General features: G+C 62.4%; 19 protein-coding genes and 3 pseudogenes. 16 read left to right on the top strand and 6 right to left on the bottom strand.

Features of this window, described 5'->3' with window-relative positions; translation table 11 throughout:
* The first annotated feature begins 46 nt into the window (after window positions 1-46).
* From ACUDAL_RS18460 to ACUDAL_RS18450, 3 genes and pseudogenes are all read left to right on the top strand, one after another.
* Window positions 47-220, top strand: coding sequence for a hypothetical protein (locus ACUDAL_RS18460; RefSeq protein WP_444679150.1), 174 nt, complete (start codon window positions 47-49; stop codon window positions 218-220).
* Window positions 221-383: 163 nt separating this feature from the next.
* A pseudogene (locus ACUDAL_RS18455) lies at window positions 384-599 on the top strand (hypothetical protein); the annotation flags it as partial.
* Window positions 600-700: 101 nt separating this feature from the next.
* A complete protein-coding gene (locus tag ACUDAL_RS18450; protein ID WP_444679149.1) occupies window positions 701-826 on the top strand; it encodes a hypothetical protein in 126 nt (41 codons plus the stop codon).
* On the opposite strand, the gene ACUDAL_RS18445 is transcribed toward ACUDAL_RS18450, so the two are convergent.
* Window positions 823-1,305 (bottom strand): MerR family transcriptional regulator, encoded by a 483-nt coding sequence (locus tag ACUDAL_RS18445; protein ID WP_444679148.1) that lies wholly within the window; start codon window positions 1,303-1,305, stop codon window positions 823-825. The two genes, ACUDAL_RS18450 and ACUDAL_RS18445, sit on opposite strands and share 4 nt — an antisense overlap.
* A gap of 85 nt (window positions 1,306-1,390) precedes the next feature.
* Between ACUDAL_RS18445 and ACUDAL_RS18440 the strand changes: the two are divergent.
* From ACUDAL_RS18440 to ACUDAL_RS18400, 9 genes and pseudogenes are all read left to right on the top strand, one after another.
* Window positions 1,391-3,583 (top strand): annotated as a pseudogene (locus tag ACUDAL_RS18440) (heavy metal translocating P-type ATPase).
* On the top strand, window positions 3,580-4,083 hold the full coding sequence (gene lspA, locus ACUDAL_RS18435) for a signal peptidase II (RefSeq protein ID WP_444679147.1): 504 nt from the start codon (window positions 3,580-3,582) through the stop codon (window positions 4,081-4,083). The pseudogene ACUDAL_RS18440 and the gene lspA overlap by 4 nt, the downstream one beginning before the upstream one ends.
* Before the next feature lie 4 nt (window positions 4,084-4,087).
* Window positions 4,088-5,589: pseudogene (gene lnt, locus ACUDAL_RS18430) on the top strand (apolipoprotein N-acyltransferase).
* A 100-nt stretch (window positions 5,590-5,689) separates the two neighbouring features.
* Window positions 5,690-6,109: a hypothetical protein gene (locus ACUDAL_RS18425; RefSeq protein ID WP_444679146.1), complete on the top strand. Its 420-nt coding sequence runs from the start codon at window positions 5,690-5,692 to the stop codon at window positions 6,107-6,109.
* A complete protein-coding gene (locus ACUDAL_RS18420; protein ID WP_444679145.1) occupies window positions 6,106-6,678 on the top strand; it encodes a L,D-transpeptidase in 573 nt (190 codons plus the stop codon). The genes ACUDAL_RS18425 and ACUDAL_RS18420 overlap by 4 nt, the downstream gene beginning before the upstream one ends.
* A gap of 235 nt (window positions 6,679-6,913) precedes the next feature.
* A complete protein-coding gene (locus ACUDAL_RS18415) occupies window positions 6,914-7,207 on the top strand; it encodes a hypothetical protein (protein ID WP_086509367.1) in 294 nt (97 codons plus the stop codon).
* Window positions 7,208-7,236: 29 nt separating this feature from the next.
* Window positions 7,237-7,980 carry a cytochrome c biogenesis CcdA family protein gene (locus ACUDAL_RS18410; RefSeq protein ID WP_086509366.1) on the top strand — a complete coding sequence of 248 codons (744 nt, stop codon included), beginning with the start codon at window positions 7,237-7,239 and terminating at the stop codon, window positions 7,978-7,980.
* Window positions 7,981-8,003: 23 nt separating this feature from the next.
* Entirely contained in the window at window positions 8,004-8,867 is an 864-nt protein-coding gene (locus tag ACUDAL_RS18405) for a YCF48-related protein (protein ID WP_086509365.1), read from the top strand.
* A 52-nt stretch (window positions 8,868-8,919) separates the two neighbouring features.
* Window positions 8,920-9,318, top strand: coding sequence for a c-type cytochrome (locus ACUDAL_RS18400; RefSeq protein ID WP_086509376.1), 399 nt, complete (start codon window positions 8,920-8,922; stop codon window positions 9,316-9,318).
* A 28-nt stretch (window positions 9,319-9,346) separates the two neighbouring features.
* Here the strand turns inward: ACUDAL_RS18400 and ACUDAL_RS18395 are convergent, their stop codons facing one another.
* The 3 genes from ACUDAL_RS18395 to ACUDAL_RS18385 form a co-directional block, all read right to left on the bottom strand.
* Window positions 9,347-9,814, bottom strand: a complete 468-nt coding sequence (locus ACUDAL_RS18395; RefSeq protein WP_140162521.1) for a hypothetical protein — start codon at window positions 9,812-9,814, stop codon at window positions 9,347-9,349.
* The gene (locus ACUDAL_RS18390) at window positions 9,811-12,720 is read right to left on the bottom strand and encodes a site-specific integrase (protein ID WP_160113392.1); all 2,910 of its coding nucleotides are present in this window, start codon (window positions 12,718-12,720) and stop codon (window positions 9,811-9,813) included. The genes ACUDAL_RS18395 and ACUDAL_RS18390 overlap by 4 nt, the downstream gene beginning before the upstream one ends.
* Window positions 12,721-12,835: 115 nt before the next feature.
* Complete coding sequence (locus tag ACUDAL_RS18385) at window positions 12,836-13,423, bottom strand: hypothetical protein (protein ID WP_444679144.1); 588 nt, start codon at window positions 13,421-13,423, stop codon at window positions 12,836-12,838.
* 81 nt (window positions 13,424-13,504) lie between these two features.
* On the opposite strand from ACUDAL_RS18385, the gene istA reads away from it, so the two are divergent.
* A complete protein-coding gene (gene istA / locus ACUDAL_RS18380; protein ID WP_234247281.1) occupies window positions 13,505-15,028 on the top strand; it encodes an IS21 family transposase in 1,524 nt (507 codons plus the stop codon).
* Entirely contained in the window at window positions 15,021-15,794 is a 774-nt protein-coding gene (istB, locus tag ACUDAL_RS18375) for an IS21-like element helper ATPase IstB (RefSeq protein ID WP_444679118.1), read from the top strand. The genes istA and istB overlap by 8 nt, the downstream gene beginning before the upstream one ends.
* Window positions 15,795-15,800: 6 nt before the next feature.
* Here istB and ACUDAL_RS18370 read toward each other — a convergent pair whose 3' ends face one another.
* The gene (locus tag ACUDAL_RS18370) at window positions 15,801-16,553 is read right to left on the bottom strand and encodes a hypothetical protein (protein WP_444679143.1); all 753 of its coding nucleotides are present in this window, start codon (window positions 16,551-16,553) and stop codon (window positions 15,801-15,803) included.
* A gap of 153 nt (window positions 16,554-16,706) precedes the next feature.
* Window positions 16,707-18,026 carry an IS1380 family transposase gene (locus ACUDAL_RS18365; protein WP_444677628.1) on the bottom strand — a complete coding sequence of 440 codons (1,320 nt, stop codon included), beginning with the start codon at window positions 18,024-18,026 and terminating at the stop codon, window positions 16,707-16,709.
* Window positions 18,027-18,364: 338 nt separating this feature from the next.
* Here ACUDAL_RS18365 and ACUDAL_RS18360 point away from each other — a divergent pair, with 338 nt between their 5' ends.
* Both ACUDAL_RS18360 and ACUDAL_RS18355 read left to right on the top strand, forming a co-directional pair.
* On the top strand, window positions 18,365-18,661 hold the full coding sequence (locus ACUDAL_RS18360; protein WP_444679142.1) for a hypothetical protein: 297 nt from the start codon (window positions 18,365-18,367) through the stop codon (window positions 18,659-18,661).
* A gap of 92 nt (window positions 18,662-18,753) precedes the next feature.
* Window positions 18,754-19,251, top strand: coding sequence for a sodium:calcium antiporter (locus tag ACUDAL_RS18355; protein WP_444679141.1), 498 nt, complete (start codon window positions 18,754-18,756; stop codon window positions 19,249-19,251).
* Window positions 19,252-19,367: the final 116 nt, after the last annotated feature.

Genomic DNA, 19,367 nt, shown 5'->3' with positions numbered 1-19,367 from the left:
GACACAACATTCCCTGCAGTACCAATCCTCCAGAAGGGAAGGGTCTATGGAAGGTGTCTCTCCGGTCACACTGGGGTTCCTGGGTAGTCTTGCCGCCGGTTCGATGACCGCCATCGGAGCGCTACCTGTCCTGATCAGCAAGGCGCCCGATCGTGCCGTTCGCGACCTGGCACTCGGATTCGCCGCCGGTGTCATGCTGGCGGCGTCCTTCTTTCACTGATCATTCCCTCCCTGGAAGCCTCTGGACTGCGCTATGGCGGTAGCGTCTTGCCTGCCGCCATTGCCTGCGCGTCGATACTGATGGGGATCGGACTGGTCGCCCTGCTGAATGAGCGACTCCCCCACGAACATTTCGAACAGGGGCGTGAAGGGCCGGAGGCTGCATCGTTGCGCCGAATCTGGTTATTCATCTTCGCCATCACGATCCACAACCTGCCAGAGGGTCTGGCGGTGGGTGTGGCCTTCGGAGCAGGGGGAAGCGAAGGGGGACTTCCCTTGCTATCGGTATCGGCCTGCAGAATGCGCCGGAAGGCCTGGCGGTGGCAGTGGCATTGCTGGGTGAGGGGTATTCACGCTGGCGATCCTGGACCATTGCCTCCCTCACCGGGCTGGTCGAGCCGTTGGGTGGCCTGCTGGGAGCGGGAGTCGTCAGCATGTCGCAAGTGCTGCTCCCTGGGGGCTGGCCTTCGCCGCCGGCGCCATGCTCTATGTCATCAGCCATGAGATCATTCCCGAGACCCACCGAAGCGGCCACCAGAACAAGGCGACGCTGGGGCTCTCGGTGGGATTGGTACTCATGCTGTTCCTGGATGTCTCGCTGGGCTAGCATGCCGACCCGTCCAGGCGCCTACCCCAGATCGTGAGCGCCTCCGTGGGCCTGGTCGCTGATACAAAGCTGATGATCGCCCAACACTTCAATGATCCGGCAGCTTTCGACCTTCCCCCGGCACACTGGCTCACCATCCGTCTGAGCTCGTCACGCAGAGCGGAGAGCCGCTGCAGCCGCGCCTCGATCTCCTCCAGGTGGTGCTTGGCAATGGCGTCGACCTCCTGACACGGCATGTCGGGTTGGTCTGACATGGCCAGCAGTTCACGCACCGCATCCACCGAGAAGCCGAAGTCCCGGGCATGGCGAATGAAGGTCAACCGCCTGACAGCCTCCTCGCCGTAGCGTCGCTGCCCACCCACGGTGCGCGACGCATCGCCCACCAACCCGATGCGCTCATAGTAGCGCACCGTTTCAGGCTTGCAGCCGGCGCGCCGTGCCAGCTCGCCGATGCCGATGGCAGGGCTAATCTCCGGCATCCTGATGTTCCTCCCGTATGGCTTGAATCTATAGTTGCTATAAGGTTTATACTGCAAAGGATAACGCATCGCCAGGAGTGTCACCATGAAGAATTCAGCACCCATAGCCACGGCCACAGCCTCGACGCTACGGGTGGAAGGCATGGACTGTGGTGGGTGCGAGCGCAAGGTCGAAGCTGCGCTGGGCCGCCTGGAGGGCATCGAGGAGGTGTCGGCCAGCTCGGTCACCGGATCGGTGACGATTCACCCTCAGCAGAGCACGAGGTCCTCTCATGAGGCGATCGAGCGGACCCTTAACGAGCTCGGTTACCGCCTTGCCGGCGAGGATGAGGGAGGTAAGTCGGATGCCTCCCCAGCCTCTTGGTGGCAGACCGCCAAGGGACGCCTGGTAATCGTCACCGGGGGCCTGCTGACTCTGGCCTTCGTTCTCCGCCTGACCTGGCCGGCCCTGGGCAACTGGCCCTTCGTCGCCGCCACCCTGGTGGGGCTGGTGCCCATCGCACAGAGTGCCTGGGGCGCGCTGAAGATGCGCAACCCCTTCACCATCGAGATGCTGATGAGCATCGCCGCCCTGGGCGCCCTGGCCATCGATGCCGCCGCCGAGGCGGCGGTGGTGGTCTTCCTGTTCGCCGTGGGCGAATTGCTGGAGGGGGTGGCCGCCTCAAGGGCGCGACGCAGCATTTCGGCCCTCGCGGACCTCACCCCGTCCACGGCGAGGCTGATGGAGGATGGGGAAATCCGGGAGGTCTCGGCCGCCACGCTTACGCCCGGGCAGCGAGTCCTGGTGCGACCGGGCGACCGCGTCCCCTGCGATGGGCGTATCCTGACCGGCGAGTCCGATGTGGATGAGTCACCGATCAATGGGGAGTCCGTGCCCTGCTCGCGTGCCCCGGGTGACGACATCTTCGCCGGCACGGTCAACCTCGATGCCGCCCTGGAAGTGGAGGTAACCCGCGGTGCCGAGGACAACACCATCGCCCGGGTCATCCGCCTGGTGGAGGAGGCCCAGGCCGCCAAGGCACCGGTGGCCCGCTTCATCGATCGCTTCGCTTTCTACTACATGCCGGCGGTGGTGGGGCTCGCCCTGCTGATGGCGGTGGTGCCGCCGCTGGTCTCGACCATGGCCTGGTCGGAATCGGTCTATCGCGCCCTGGCCCTGCTGTTGATCGCCTGTCCTTGTGCCCTGGTGATCTCGACCCCCGCGGCGATCGCTGCCGGCCTCTCGGCGGGCGCCCGCCGTGGGCTGCTGATCAAGGGCGGCGCGGTGCTCGAACAGCTGGGTAAGCTCCGAACGGTGGCGCTGGACAAGACCGGCACCCTCACCGCCGGTACCCCCAAGGTCACCGACGTGGAGGATTGGGCCACCGGCCAGGGCGCGCAGGAGATCCTGAGGCTGGCCGCCGCGCTGGAACGTGACTCCAGTCATCCCATCGCCACCGCCATCTTCTCGCATGCACAGCAGCTGGGCCTTTCCATCCCCCAGACGAACGGCAACCGAGCCCTTCGGGACGTGGCGTCGCTGGTCAGGTCGAGGGGCGTGAGCTGAGCTTGGTCTCCCCCGGCAACTGACAGAGCAGGCTGCACTCGATGACGATCTGAGCGCCCGGATCGCCGAGCTGGAACACGCCGGCAAGAGTCTCGCCCTGCTGGTCGAGAGCGAGCGTCCGCTGGGGCTGATCGCAGTACGCGATGAGCCGCGTGAGGACGCCCAGGAGGGGCTGACGGCGCTGTCACGCCTGGGCGTGCAGGCGGTGATGCTCAGCGGTGACAATGCACGTACCGCCGCTGCCATCGGTGGCTCTCTCGGCATCGAGGCGTATGGCGAGCTGATGCCCGAGGACAAGGCCCGGCGCGTGCAGGCGTGGCAGGCCGCCGGCCGGGGCCTGTAGGGAAGGTGGGTGACGGGATCAACGATGCCCCGGCGCTGGCAGCAGCCGATGTCGGCATCGCCATGGGGGGCGGCACCGACGTGGCACTGGAAACGGCGGATGCGGCCCTGCTCAAGAACCGCGTCACCGGCATCGCCGAGCTGATTGACCTGTCTCGGGCCACGCTGCGCAACGTCAAGACCAACGTCGCCCTGGCGCTGGGTCTGAAGGCCATCTTCCTGGTGACCACGGCATTGGGCATTACCGGCATGTGGATCGCGGTGATGGCGGATACCGGCGCCACCGTGTTGGTGACCCTGAACGCCATGCGGCTGCTGGGCTATCGCTTCTCGCCCGTCACCGCCACGAGTGGCTCGGCAAGCCCGCGCTACCAGGAAGCCACGTCATGAGAACGAAACGGATAGCGATGGCGCGTCAGGGCCTGTACTGGTTGGCCCTGGCGGGCCTGGTCGGCCTGGCCGACCAAGTCATCAAGTGGCTGGTGCAGGCGCTGATGCCGTATGGCCAGACCGTCCCGCTGACCCCATTCTTCAACTGGGGTCACTGGTGGAACACGGGGGCAGCCTTCAGCTTCCTCGCCGATGCGGGTGGCTGGCAGCGCTATCTTTTCCTGGGCCTGACGGGGATGGTGGCTATCGTTCTGACCATCCTGTTGTGCCGGCCCAGGCCCCGTCTGGAGGCGCTGGGGTACAGCTTGATGCTGGGTGGCGCGTTGGGTAATGGCATCGACCGCCTGGCACGAGGGTATGTGGTGGACTACCTGGACGTTTACTGGCGTGAATGGCATTGGCCCGCCTTCAACCTGGCGGATATCGCTCTGTTCCTGGGCGTAGTGGCCTTCGCCATTACGACCTTGCGTGAGCGTCCCTCCTCCAGATTGTCTGAGTGACGGCATGGTTGCAGACAACCTGTCAGTCCCGCACAAGACGCTTGCCGGACGGGTCACGCCGGCTCTCGGCTGTTTGCTGGCCCTGGTCGCCGGAGGGCTGACCACCCTGAGCGCCGCGCCCTTCGCGCTGTGGTGGCTGGGCCCGATAGCGGTGGCCCTCGTCTATGTCGGCATCCATGCTCTGACACCCTCTCAGGCCGCCCTTCGCGGCTGGTGCTATGGGGTAGGCCTGTTCGGCTCGGGGACCTCCTGGGTCTTCGTCGCGATCCACGACTATGGCTATACCGGGGCGCCCCTAGCGCTCTTCCTCACCGGTCTGTTCGTGGCCGGCCTGGCGCTGTTCTTTGCCGTGCCCTTCTGGTTCTATCGTCGCATAACGGGCCGGCGGCTGGCCTTCCTCAGCTTCGCCGGCGTCTGGGTGCTGAGCGAATGGCTGCGCACCTGGCTGTTTACCGGGTTTCCCTGGCTGCTGCTGGGCACCTCCCAGGTAGACTCGCCATTGGCGGCCTGGGCTCCGGTCGGTGGGGTCTACCTGCTATCGCTGATCACTGCGCTGACCGGCACCCTGGGCGTGGAGTTTCTGCGCCGACGCTGGTGGGCCATAGTGCCCATCGCCGCTCTTTGGTTGACTCCCTGGCCCTGCCGGCCCAGTGGACCTCCCCGGCCGGCGAGCCGCTGCGGGTCGCCTTGCTGCAGGGCAACCTGGATCAGGCGATCAAATGGACGCCCGAGGGCCAGCGCGAGGCGGCCAGTATCTACACGGTGTTGACCCTTGCCCAGTCCGGCGACCTCGACCTGGTTGTCTGGCCCGAGGCGGCCCTGCCGATGTTCGAGCAAGAGGCGCGACCGATCCTCGAGCGGGTGCAGTCCAATCTCGCGCCCGACACCGCCCTGCTCACCGGCATTCTGCAGCGCGACGGAGGCGACTACTACAACAGCGTGATCGGCCTGGGGAACGCCGAGGGCCAGTATCGTAAGGCGCGCCTGGTGCCCTTCGGCGAATACTTGCCGCTTGATCGTCTGCTCGCCGGTACCATTGCCTTCTTCGACCTGCCCATGCCAACCATGACGCCCGGGCCCGAGGCTCAGGGGCCGATCCACGCCGCCGGGACCACCATCGGCAACGCCATCTGCTACGAGATCATCTATGCCGACCGGGTCGCCGAGCAGGCGCGCGATGCTGAGCTACTGCTGACGGTCTCCAACGACACCTGGTTCGGCCGTTCCATCGGCCCCCTGCAGCATCTGCAGATGGCCCGCCTTCGCGCCCTGGAGAACGGCCGGTACCTGATCCGCGCCACCAGCAACGGCGTGACCGCCATCGTCGATCCTCAGGGCCGCGTCACGGCCCGCGCACCACAGTTCCAGGCGACGAGCCTTCGCGGCGAGGTGATGCCCATGGTGGGAAACACGCCGTTCACCCGAACCGGTAGCTGGCCGACCTGGCTGTTGGCCGCCTTACTGGTGCTGCTTGGATGGCGATTCAACACACATCGGTCTGGATGATAAGGGTCCAGCCGAAAAGGGAGAGGATGATGGCGTTGTCGAAACCTCACTCAGGTACGGCGGGGAAGCTTCGTTGTGGCAACTCCGAACACGCACACTGGTGGGAGTGCTGGCAGGCTGGCTCGCGCTCATCGGCGTTGCTCAGGCCCAGGAGGAGAACGAGTGGCCCCGCGGCCACTATCCATTGCCTGAGGAAGGCAATGTGATCGGCGACACCTACCGCATAACGGTGGAGGATCGAGAAGATACCCTGCTCGATATCGCCAGGCGACACAACCTGGGGTACAGGGAGATCGTGCGCGCCAACCCGGACGTGAGCATCTGGATTCCCGGCGAGGGTACCGAGGTGACCATACCCGGGCGCTTCATCCTGCCCGCCGGAGAGCGCACTGGCATCGTCATCAACATCGCCGAGCTGCGCCTATATTACTATCCCGAGGTGGATGACGACGAGACACCACGTGTCGAGACCTATCCTATCGGCATCGGTCGCGAGGGCTTCGATACCCCCTCGGGGTGACCAAGACCACCATGAATATCAAGAACCCCGCCTGGTATCCCCCCGAGTCGGTGCAGCGTGAAGCCAGGGCACGCGGTGAAGAGGCACCCAGTGTAGTGCCCCCAGGCCCGGACAATCCGCTGGGAGACCATGCCATTATCCTTGGATTCGATGGCTACTTGATCCATGGCACCAACCAGCCGGATGGTATCGGCATGCGTGCCAGCCGTGGCTGTATTCGCATGTTCCCTGGGGACATCGAGTCGATTTTCGACCGCGTGCCCGCCGGCACCCAGGTCCAAATCGTCAACCAGCCCATCAAGATCGGCTGGTATGAAGGGCAACCGCTGATTCAGGCATTCTCGCCTCTGGAGGGAGAGGGGCACAGCATGTCCACGTTGGTAGAGACCGTCACACGCCTCAACCAGCGCAAGGCCGAGGGCTGGAGCTTCGATTATGAACAGCTTCGCGGCCTGCTGAATGATCCCAGCGATCGAATAGTAGCCCTGAATCCCAGGCCGGAGCCGGATAAAACGCATGATACTGATTACAAGGGGATCTACGCAGAAATCGCGCTGCGCAGACTATGACAACGACAAGGCGAGTCTTGTCGGTCTCGTGACACTGGGTATTCGGTCGTGGCTGATCCAGGATCTATAGCGCTCTACATGACCATTGGCGTTGCGTTTATAGCCCCACCTTGCCGCATGGAACGGTAGGTTCCTAGGCTTGCTTTTGGCATACCGATTCTGGGGAGGGAAGGGCTATTGACCTCGACGTTGCTCTGGGCTACCTACTGCCTTGGGAGTTCTCGCTGGCCTGGCCATGGGCTGGGAGCAACTGGTCCTGTTGGGTATCGCCCCCCTGCTGGTGAGCCTACTGCCCTGCCTCATCATGTGTGGGCTGGGGCTGTGCATGATGAAATGCCAGGACAAGAAAGGGAAAGCGACCGACCAGGGCGAAGTCTCCAACGTACAGGCCAAGGCGGAATCCTCTGAAATACAAGCCGAGGTAGAAGCCTATCCGGCAGCGCCCAAGCAAGCGGAAGCCGCTATTCCCCACGAAGCTGACCAGCAGGTGTCATCATCAGAGCACCCCCTGTCCAAGCTTCAAGCCTAGCCGCGGGATAAGGAGGGGGATAAGGAGGGATGTGGGAAGTCGCCAACATCGGCCTGATCACGGCGTTTCTGGCAGGCCTGATCTCATTCGCGTCGCCCTGTGTCTTGCCGCTCGTACCCGGGTACCTCTCCTTCGTCGCCGGCCGCTCGCTGGGGCAGCTACAGGAAGCGGACCGGCGCGAACGGTTCCGGGTGTTGACCCAGTCGATATGGTTCGTGCTGGGGTTCTCTACGGTCTTCCTGATGCTGGGCGCCAGTGCCACGGCCATCGGTCGCTTGCTGCTGGCCTATCGCCAGGAAGCCAATCTGGTCGGCGGTATCATCGTCATCCTGTTTGGTGCCTTCATGACCGGCCTCATCCCGCTGCATGGGCTACAGCGAGAGTGGCGCTTTATCGGCCGGCTCAAGGCAGAGGGTGGCGGGCGTAGTGCGGCGTATCTGCTGGGCGTGGCGTTCGCCTTCGGCTGGACTCCCTGTATTGGCCCGATCCTGGGCGCCATCCTGACCGTCAGCGCCTCGACGGCCAATGCTTCGAGCGGCATGGCGTTACTCGGCATTTATTCGCTAGGCCTGGGGGTGCCCTTCCTGCTGAGCGCCGTTTCGCTCGATCGCTTCTTGCACCACCAGAAATTCTTGCGCCGCTGGGGCCGAGCCATGCACCTGGCGGCAGGACTGATCATGATCCTGATGGGCATCTTGATGATGACCGGAAAACTGACCGAGCTCTCGTATTGGCTATTGCGCACCTTTCCCGCCTTAGGTGCCATCGGCTAACCGTTATCCAGGGAAATAGTGATATGAAAAAAATGATGAGTCGCTTCTGGCATACCCTATCAATCACGAGCGGGGCCATCATCGGCCTTGGCATCGCCTCCGTGGCCGCAGCGGCCGAAGATGTCTTGCCGGCGCTGGAGTATGACCTGACCGGAGCTCGTCTGCTCAAGGTGAATTCCAGCCAGCTGTTTGAAAGCACGAACGGTGGCGACTCCTGGCAGGCCATCCCGTTGCCCGAGGCCGTAAGGACCGGGCAGTTGGTGGTGGCGCCGGCTGCCGCTGAGCAGACGCTTTATATCGCCGGCCCATCGATTGGAGTGCAGCGTAGCGACGACAATGGCGACAGCTGGTACCGGGTCGATGAGGGCCTGCCCAGCCGGAACGTCATCGCTTTCAGTGCCCACCGACATCAAGTCGAGACGCTCTACGCCAAGATCGCTGACGACGGCATCTACCAAAGTGACGATGCCGGCGAATCATGGCGGAAGAAGGATAGCGGCCCTGTCCAACCTGTTCGCCGGCTCGTCCACTCCGATATGGAGGGCAGCATGCAGACCGGTTGGCTCTATGCGGTGTCTGACGATGCGGTGCGCCTGTCGATGGATTGCTTTTGCGGCTGGCGACCGACCGGAGAGCTCGATGCCGATACCGTCTACGATGTGGCCTACGAGTTCGACGAGCCCGAACGTGTCTATGTGGCCACGGATCGAGGCCTGTGGGTCAGCGACAATGGTGGCAAGGCGTGGCTACGGATAGAAGGCGACGCTCCTGAACTCGTCGCGATCACTCTGGCGCCAGAAGGTACCCTCTATGGTTTGGATCGCGTGGGGGAACTCGTGCGCAGTAATGACCAAGGCCGGAACTGGAGGGCGATTCCCGATGCGTAACCGCGGGGTCCTCGTCACAACCTGGCTGCTGTTAAGTACTGCCGGGCAGGCCATGGCGGATGATGCCCCTCTTTCGCACGATGCCTCTCAGCCGATAGAGGGGGAGCAGATTTACCAGCAGCATTGTGCCAGCTGCCACGGCATCGATGGCGAGGGGATGCCGAACTGGCAGCGACCCAATGCGATGGGTGAGTTGCCGGCCCCACCACATGGGCCAGAAGGGCATACCTGGAAGCACTCCGATGCCATGCTGTATCGGATGGTCTCCGAAGGGTGGCGCGACCCCTGGAACGAGACCGAACGACTGACCATGCCGGCCTTCGAGGACGTGCTCACCCCTGCCGAGATCCGCTCCGTAATTAATTACCTCAAGACGCTATGGACGCCAGAGCAACAACGTCATCAGGCGGAAGAAAGCGAGGGAGCCTCATTTCCGATGCAAAGTGAGTAGCTGTGGGGTCTAAGTATTGAAAAGGTGATTATAGACCCAAGTTTTCCCGAAGAATCTGATCGCGCAGGACGCCATTCGATTTTTCCGATAAAGCCAGCTTCCGCTCAACAGCGAGAATGCGAGCGGCCAGCTCAGCCTTTGTCAGGCGCATCAAATAATGCATACGTCGCCGCTCCGCATCGGTGGGTCTTTCCACATCGCTGTTCAGTAGGCGTCCAATGGTACGCCGCCTTCGAACGGGTTGAGCAGCTTCCTCGTATAATTGGCAGCATTCAGGATTTCGAAGAATGGTGGATTCGGAAATCCCCATTCCCGTATCGGAGAGTTCACGCGACATTCTCGCAATCCGTCCCAGCGTCACAGGACTGCCGGTCTCCTGTAGCCGGCTGATTGCTTGACGCACGATCGCCACGCTTCGATTGCGACGTTGCTGATGACTGCGTTTCAAACCGGCCATTGCAGCCTCGGAACGTGCCTTACTGGATTGTCGCGTCATCCCTCCTTCCTCCCGATGGTCAGTATGACGGGGTCTGCTGCCGCCTGATCAGCTCGCTCAAGAAGTTCCATCTCGGCCAGCACATCATTGCAGCTCGCCATGGCTTCCTTTGCCTTGCGCTCTTCAGCGGGCAGATTCTGTGCTTCCGCCATTTCCGCCATCTGCGCACAGGCCTGCCGGTAGATGATGACTTGGTCACGCTTGCGCCAGTCGGGCGCATTCCCGGCACAGCCGATGCAGGCGAACTTGATGGGACACTGACTGGCCACTGTGCAACGTCCACCGATAACCGGGATCAGTGCACCCACCTGCTCCTGCGCGGCTTCGACCTGCCGCCGGATTTGCGCTGGGGATCGTATGTGGGTACGGGACAGGTCCACACGGCTTTCAAAGATCTTCCGTTGCAGCTCCACCAGCCTGGCCGGCGTCGGCTGGGAATAGTATTCGGTCACTCGTATATCTCGCTGCTTCATGAGGAGTGCGATCACATCCACAGGCGTGTTCAACGCCCGCATCTCCGTGGCAAAGCCGTGACGCAGCAGGTGGGAAGTGACCCGCACGGCCTCACCGTCAGGCGTTTGCAGCGAGATACCGTGCAGCATGATGGACATCGTCGCATTGATGTCCTTATGGCTGAAATGTCTTCCGGCGTGCTGCCATAAGTAGGGCGCCGGTCGAAGTTTATGCCGCAAATTCCTAGTAGCAGGGATGGTCTCCAGGCTCTGCTCCCGCTCTCGCTGGAACTTCCACCAAGCGTGTAGCGCTCTCATGCAGCGCTCGTCAATATAGTAGGGCTCTTCTGCCCGGCGTCCCTTGGGAATTGCGCGAAAGGCGATCGCTTCACGGCCCTTGGCGAGCAGCACTCGTGATAGATGCTCCTGACTCAACCTGATTTGCAGGAACTCGTTCATGCGAGCCCCGGTCTTGGTCATGATCTGAATGGCCGCATGCCCGACGAGAGCGCCAAGCTTGAGCGCATCAAGTGGAATAAAGAGCATGCCAATATCTCGCGAGATACGTTCCAACCAGTTATTGGTTGATGCTCCCCAAGTCGATTGTGGAGGGAGCTGAAATGAGCTTCTCGAGTAGCCATTTCGCGTCAGAAAATCAGGATCGACAACCTGAGAGCGCAGCACATTCGCCTGCAGCAGTTCGATGAACCAATAGGGCTCTACAGCATCAGCGTCATCACGGGCATGGCCGCCCTCATAGCTCAGGAAGTAACCTGCCTGGTCGCATACCGCCGCACGCATGCGCTGACGCTGATCCTGATGATAGTAGAAGTCTTCTGCCACGGGCTCATGCACAGAACGCAATGTCGCTGCGTCCCAGAGCCTGAAATGCTGCTGTGTCGGTCGAGTGCGGCCTGAGGCCGATACCGTCTCATCGGTGATCGAGAATGATATCGGCAGGGCCTCTCCCTTCCGTTCATGATGGGCAATGGCATCTCGGAAGGCTGTGTACAGTCGCTCGACCTGAATGCATCGACGCTCGGCTATATCACGGAGCAGATAGAAGCGATCATGTACAACGGCGGTAGCGGCCTTACGGCGCATCCTCTGCTCGGCTCTTACTTCTCTATGAATAGTGGAGCGGTGCCAGAAGTGGTCATCCTTCAGAGCAATGAGTTTCCAAGGCGCTACGGCCCGGCGCTGCTCGGGTGTCAACTTGAGTAGGTAATCCTCTTGTTTGCGCAGCAAGCGGAAATAGGTCTGCAGAAATCGGCCGCGCTTGGGCGTACCCTCTTCCGGCAATACCTCACCATCATGGTATCTTTGATAGAACGCCTCGGGGTCCAGCTCATCGATATCTGCAAGTTCCAACCGTTTTAGATAGCGCGACATGCTGGCAAAGAAGGTGATGTCGTTACGTCGGTTGCCATCGGCGAAGGTCATGACGAAGAATGCCACATCCCGTAGTTTCGGTTGCGAAATGGAGTGGATCATTCGGCGCTGGGACTCATTGAAGGGCCGCCCCATGGTCGGTGATTCCAGAAAGGTCAGCGGCAGGTGGTGGAGTGCCGGTGTTACTCTGTCAAGCACCATCTCCAGAGTGATCTCCTTCCATACCCGCAATGGCCTGGCCTGATGCCCCGTCTCTTCTTCCCAACGCCGGATTTCTTGTTTAATGTGACGATCATTGTGCTCGGAAATCCGCAGTACCTCGCTGTAGGCTACCGTATGTCCCTCGCGGTGTAGGTGCTCAATGGTCAGACGTGTGAGCCGCGTGAGCACTTCACGTGAACGCCGCGTATTGGGAAGCGAATAGCGAAAGGTATTGAAGTCCCGACGCCAGCCCTCATAGGCCTCACGACTGTCGACCGGGGTGCTCAGGAGTTCATCGGCCAATGCTGCCACGTAATGGCGCGAATACCCCGACACGGTGGCTACGCTGTACCCGAGGCACCGGCTGATATCGGCCAGCTTGAAGGGAGTGCCGAGCCGGCGACGACGGTCCAGTTCCGCCGTGATCGATTCGTTTCGCTGGTTCAGCGCATGATTTTCGCCCACGAGGACGGTGGTACCGTAGGTGTCGAGAGATTTCCAGGCAACCGTGCGCGCTACCTGATGACCGGTCTCCTGCTCCCAGAGAACCAACTCCTCATTGAGGATCCGTCTTCGCCCTCCCGTAATGGCTTCAACTGCGTTCACCGTCATCAACGTGTTCTCGCGATGCAGTTGTTCGATGACCAGCCGCACAAAGCGTCGGAACAGCACCGGACCACTTGTTGTGCGCGTAATAAAGGGGCGAAAGGTGCGGTAGTCACGTACCCAGCGTTCATGAGCCTCTCGGTTCTCGACCACCGTCTGCAGCAACTCCGCTGCCAGGTCACGAACATAACGCTGGGTAACGCCACTGATCGTCTTGCGATCGTAGCCGGTAACCGCCATCACCTCCCGATTCACGAAGGCCTCACCCCGCTCGCGTCGACGATCAAGCTCGGCACGTATCGTAAGCCGCCGATGCTCCGGATTGGCGCGGTGTTGCCGGGCCGGCGGCGTCATGGTTTCAGCATCTCATCTAACATTCGCTGGCTCTCGGTAAGTGACTCGGGGGAGAAGCCGGCTGGGAACGGCGAGCGCGATCATGCCGGTGCTCACGTTCGATGCGAGCATGAATGCGATGAGCCAGCTCCGGCAGATTATGTCGGCAGATAGCTTGGTCATAGATTGGCAGCATGTCGCTTTTCCAGGCCATGAGTTCACGTAGGGCACCACGCAGGCTCAGCAGTTCCTCAGCGGATCGGGCACGCTGGTGGATGTCGTTGAGCGCCTGTGTCACGAACCAGTGGCGGACCTGATGGCAACGCACTTGTAGGCCGGCGGCGTTGAGAGCCGGTGCCCAATAGTCGCGGCGGAAGTGGTCCGGGTTCATTGATGTGCCACGTCGAGTCAGGAACAGCGGAAGGTGATGAAGAGCTTCCACAGGCAGTGTAGTGAGTTCCGCCAGCCCATACCCTCGGGGATCTAGCCGAGCACGCTGCTCGTCCACATAGTGTCGCAGGACCTTGGCCGTGCGGTCGGTAATGAACAGCCTTTTCACTCGGCGTCCATGACTTCCCTTGCTGATCGACAACATCTCTCGCATAAAACCACTATAGAGCGCCAATTACTCTGGCCGGCCGACGACAACTACTGTGACCGGTTGCCCTAAGCTTGACCGCTTGTCCCGACCCACCAGGGAGCCGGTATGGCGGTCACCAGCCAACAGGTCACGCTCTATATGTCGCAACGTCAACAAGGCCAGACTCAGGAGGTCGCCGCCGCCAAGGCAGGCCTCTCCGTCAGAACCGCCCGCCGCCTCGAACGCCGGTCCGAGTCCTCAGAGCCGCCGGCACCACGGCACTGGCGAACCCGACCCGACCCTTTCGCCGATGTGTGGGAGACCGCGCTCGTCCCCCAGCTGGCCGCCGCCCCGGGCTTGCAGGCCCTGACCCTACTGGAGTGGCTGCAGGAGCAGCACCCCGGCCAGTACCCGGACAGCCTGCTGCGGACCCTGCAGCGCCGGGTCAAGGGCTGGCGAGCCGCGCACGGCCCGGAGAAGGAGGTGATGTTTCCGCAAACCCATGGCCCTGGGCTACGCGGCCTCTCCGATTTCACCGAGCTCAAGGGAGTCATCATTACTGTGGCAGGGGAGCCATTGGATCACCGGCTCTACCACTTCCGCCTGGCCTACAGCGGCTGGTGTGATGTGCGGGTGGTGCTCGGTGGCGAGAGCTACCCGGCGCTGGCCGAGGGTCTGACGCGTGCGCTGGAGCGCCTCGGCGGGGTCCCCGCAGAGCACCGCACCGACAGCCTGTCGGCGGCCTTCCGCAATCTGGGCCGGGAGACGGAAGCCGACCTTACCGAGCGTTATGCCGCCCTGTGCGCTCACTACGGCATGACCGCCACCCGCAACAACCCAGGGCGTGGCCATGAAAACGCCAGCATCGAGTCGCCGCATGGCCACTTCAAGCGGCGCCTCCAGCAGCGCCTGGCACTGCGTGGCTCCCAGGACTTCGCCAGCCTCGATGACTATCAGGCGTTCCTCGATGAGGTGACCACCGCGATCAACCGCCGCAACGCGACCCGTATCACTGTCGAGCGTGGTGCCTTGCAGCCGTTGCCCAGCCGGCCAGGGACCGACTACACCGAGCTGACGGTGCGCGTCACCACCTCCAGCACCATCCAGGTGCGCAAGGTGCTCTACTCGGTGCCCTCCCGGCTGATCGGCGAGCGCCTGCGCGTGCATCTCTACGACAATCGCTTGGTGCTGCACCACGCACAGCAGGCGTTGCTGACGCTGCGGCGACTGCATGCCACGCCGCAAAGCGGTCGGCTGCGGGTCATCGACTACCGTCATGTCATCGGCTGGCTGGTCCGCAAGCCCCGGGCGCTGGCGGGACTGACGTTCCGCGACGAGCTGTTGCCGAGCGAGGAGTGGTGCAAGCTATATGCCCTTCTGGCCGCCGCCTTGCCAGTCGCCGAGGCCTGCAAGCGCATCGTCGGTGCCCTGGCGCTGGCCGCCGAGCAGGACCAGGCCGAGACGATCGCCAGCCACTGGCTGGACGCCCTGGCGCGTGGGAAGAGCCCGACGCTGGCCGAGCTCCAGGCCCGTTTCGCCGCCACGCCGAGCGCCACGATGGCGTTCCCCCAGGTGACCCAACATGACATCGCCAGCTACGACCACCTGGTGCCCCGCGTGCCGGTTGCGGAGGTGCGCTGCCATGCCTGATGCCCAGACGTTACCGCTGCTGCTGCGACAGCTCCGCCTGCCCACCATGGCCGCCTGTTGGCCCCAGTTGGAGACCCGCGCCCGAGCCGAGAACTGGAGCCTGCCACAAACGCTGGCCGCCCTATGCGAGCACGAGCTGGCCGAGCGTGAGCGACGCCGGCTGGCCCGGCACCTCAAGGAGGCCCGGCTGCCGGTGGGTAAGACGCTGGAGTCCTTCGAGTTCGACGCCATCGCGGCCGAGCAGCGCCGGCAGCTGAGCGCTCTAACGGGCGACACGCAGTGGGTCGACCAGGCGCACAACCTGCTGCTGTTCGGGCCCTCCGGCGTCGGCAAGAGCCACGTGGCGGCCGGGCTCGGGCATACGCTGGTCGACCAGGGCTACCGGGTGCGCTACGCCACCGCCTCAAGCCTGGTCCAGGAGCTCCAGGCCGCCAAGCAGGCCCTGCGCCTGAGCGACGCCCTGATCAAGCTCGACAAGTACGCCGTGCTGGTAATCGACGACATCGGCTACGTCCAGCGCAGTGAGGCCGAGACCTCGGTGCTGTTCGAGCTGATCGCGCATCGCTACGAGTCGGCCAGCCTGATCATCACTGCCAACCAGCCGTTCAGCGCCTGGGACAGCATCTTCCCCGACAGCATGATGGCGGTGGCCGCCATCGACCGGTTGGTACACCACGCCACGCTGATAGAGCTGAGCGGGGAGAGCTATCGTAAGCGTGCTTATCAATGTCAATTACAAGGAGGAAAGGGCGGGTCGTCAGCCTGACGACAACTACCCCACCCAACCGGCCATTCTAATTGTCGCCAACCGGCCAAAGTAGTTGACGTCGCATAAACCACTCTGCACCCAGTCCGCCACGCTGAGTTGACAAGCCTCGTGCACACGGCAGCCGGTATCAAAAAGGATACGTACCAGGCCGGTTTCGCGTAGTGTCCACCCCCACTGCTCACCAGCTGACATGACCCTGTTCATCAGGGCCGGTTCATCCAGGATCTCGGGTAACCATTGATTCCCCTTCAGCCGGAAGTAACTGGCGGAAAGGCGCATCTCTCGAACGCCGTCTACGCCACTGTCAGCCGGCATGGGCATTCGACCATGGGCATCGACAAACACCTGGAGTTGCCGGCGGCGCTCCTCCTCGATGTATCGGCGGGCACCGTCGGCATCCATCGGATTGCCATGGTGATAGCGACCGTGCTCATGCAGTACCGTGTAGAACGATCTCAGCGCCGCCAGGAGCCGTTCCAGGCGCCGGCCAGTCTGCCAAGTCGGTTCGATCCGACGGGTTTCGAATCCGCAGCGATCTCGACCCAACGCCACGATGCACTTCATTTCCGAAGCGAGGAAGAAAGCCAACAGTGCCCGCACCTGAGTAGGTGGACCAAGCAACTGCCAACCCTGTCGAAGCACGACGGGATGATCTGCCGCCCAGGAAGCAAAGGAGACCACTTCCCTCGTGTAGGCTCTTGCCGTCAGCGATGCATGATGACGCACGGACAGGCAGGCATAGCCCGGATGTTGCACCGGGTCAGTCAGAAGTCCCCAGATGCCAGGCTCGGTGGGGATAAAAGGGATCTGGGGTGGAGTTTGGCTGCTTTTTGATCAAGTTCCTGTGCTCAGGGCGCACCTCCCCCCACCCCCATGTCTTTTCTGTGCCGGGGACAGCACGCCGCGACGCTATCCCGGCACCAGCTTGCTGGCCAACATCAGGAAGAGGTCCTGCTCCGGATACTGGCTGTTCAACATCAGCCGAATGGTCCGTGTGTTGCGAGTGATGACGGCGCCGATCTTCAGCAGCTTCAGGCGGATGGTGTTGACCTGGGCTTGGGCGAAGGCGGTGCGCTTAAGGTAAATCCGACGCAGCCGCTCCAGGAGCAGGTAGGCCAGCCCCGAGAGCAGCAGTCGGTACTGATTGGACCACCATTGGTGGCAGCTGGTGCGGTCTGAGAACAGGAGCTGCTGCTCCTTGATGCGGTTCTCCATCTCGCCTCGGGCGCAGTAGCGGTGGTCGTAGAGCCACTCTGCGCTGCAGCCGCGCAGGTTGGTCACCACGTAGCGGGTGTTGAAGCCACGCCAACTGGTCTCGGATTTGACGACCACCTTTCGTCGGCGCTTCTTCCAGCTCTTGGCGGCGTACTCGATGAAGCCGAAGACTCGCTGCTTCTCACGGGTCTTCTCGAAGCGGATAGCTGACTCGTAGTCGATATCCAGGGCTAGCTTGGCCAGCCGCGGGTTGCCGGCGAGGCCGACGATGTAGTCGACACCGTGGCGCTCGCACCAACTGAGGATCAGCGGGCGGCAGAAGCCGCTGTCGCCGCGGAATACGACCTTTACCTCAGGCCACGCCTGGCGCAGCCGCCGAACCAGCAGGGCAAGAATGGCGCCGGCGTGGTGGGCGGCATCTCGGTAGGCCGGGCGAAGGTAGCTGACCAGCAGCTGATCGCCACAGAACACGAACAGCGGCAGAAAGATGTAGTGGTTGTAGTAGCCGTTGAAGTGCCGCCCGAGCTGCTGGCCGTGCACCCGGTCGTCGGTGGCATCGAAGTCGAGGTAGAGCGGCTTCTTGGGTGGCCGCCGGAACGAGCGGATGAACTGCTCGATCATTTCCTCGTGGATGGTGACCGCCCAGTCCCGATCGGCTTGCTGCTCGAAGCGACACAGCGTGGACTGGCTGGCCAGCACGCCGTCGGTATCGACGGCGGTCTGCAGGGCGATGTCGTGACGCAGCGCCTGGTGGTCGTTGAGATCCTCGTAGCCCAGCGCCAGGCCAAACACGCGCTGCCGAACCAGGGTTTCGGTGCGATGCAGGCAGCGTTGAGGATCGCGGTCATCACTCAGCCGGCGAGCGATAGCGCGGGTCAGGCCCATCTCGCGGTCGAGCTGCCGCAGCAGCAGGATGCCACCGTCAGAGGTGACCTCGCCGCCATCGAAGCTGGCGGTGATCTGACGGCCTTTGCAGCGTGGAAAGGTGGCGGTGGGCGTGGTACATTTTGTCATGGCGGCTGTGTCGGCTAATTCTTGGTTAGGCTCTTGAATTATAACCGATTTTCAGCCGCTTTTTTCATGCCTGGTGCAATATTCGGGATAGAGGGTCAGCTCCGGGTGCGGTAACCCATCGCGATCCACCACATGAAAGGGATAGCAACCTTCGGCATGCAGGACTCGATAAACCGGCATAAACGGTTACCTCCCCAGAGCCAAGAATACTGTTGCTACCTGCACATGTCCGATGACTGTACTACAGTAGCTTTGATGAGAAAGAGTCCACTCTGGAGTATAGAGCCAAGCTGGCCAACCGAGCGGCCAAGATACTGCCGGGCTACGGCGGCGTCTGCGTGTTGAGAACCGGCAGCGAGACATATGAGACGCTGCTGCGTCAGGTGGAGCTGGGCGATGTATGGGGCGTCGGCCGCCGACTGGTGGAGCGCCTGGCGTTGATGGGCGTACACAGCGCCTGGGATCTCGCCCTGGCCGACCCCAAGCAGATTCGCCAGCGTTTCTCGGTCACCCTGGAGCGCACCTGCCTGGAACTGAAGGGCATTCCCTGCATCGAGATGAATGATCCTGGTGAGGCCCGTCAGCGCATCATGACGTCACGCTCCTTCGGGAGTGTCAATGGCCATCAGAACTGACCCTCCAGTGGCCAACAAAACTGACCCGCCCGTGATCGTCAGCTGAGCGTCTTCTGCTTCAGCCGGTAGCTCTCCCCGCCGAGCAGGTAGAGGTGCGAGTGGTATTTGCTCAGGCCCTTGGCGTGAGCGACCAGGTAATCGGCCTGACTATCATTGCGGCGGGTACCTCGCTGCCTGAAGTGGTCACCTCGATCGTTGCCGCACTGCGTGGTGAGCGCGACATTGCCGTGGGCAACGTGGTGGGAAGCAACGTGTTCAACATCCTCGGAGTGCTGGGCCTGACCGGGTTGCTGGCCCCCACCGGCATTGCTGTCCCTGATGCGATGGTGGGCTTCGATATTCCGGTCATGATTGCGGTGGCCGTGGCCTGCCTGCCAATCTGCTTCACCGGCGGGGTGATCAGCCGCTGGGAGGGCGGCGTGCTGTTTGCCTATTATCTGGCCTATACCCTCTACCTGATCTTGGCCGCCACTCACCACGATGCGCTGCCGGTCTTCAGCGTCACCATGCTCTACTTTGCACTACCGCTGACGGCCCTGACGCTGGCGGTGTTGGCGGTGCAGGAGCGCCACCGGAGGATACGGCCTTGAATAATGGGTGGGACAAGTCGGGGCTATCAAGTCCGTGGACGCTATCGACTGACGGAGAACACATTCACCTCTTCGGCGGGTAGCGGTTTGACGAAGAGGTGGGCTTGGCCTGCGTT

The sequence above is a fragment of the Halomonas sp. E19 genome, from assembly GCF_052439355.1.
In the GTDB taxonomy this organism is placed as follows: Bacteria; Pseudomonadota; Gammaproteobacteria; order Pseudomonadales; family Halomonadaceae; genus Halomonas.
This window is presented reverse-complemented; position numbering and strand designations above follow the sequence as displayed.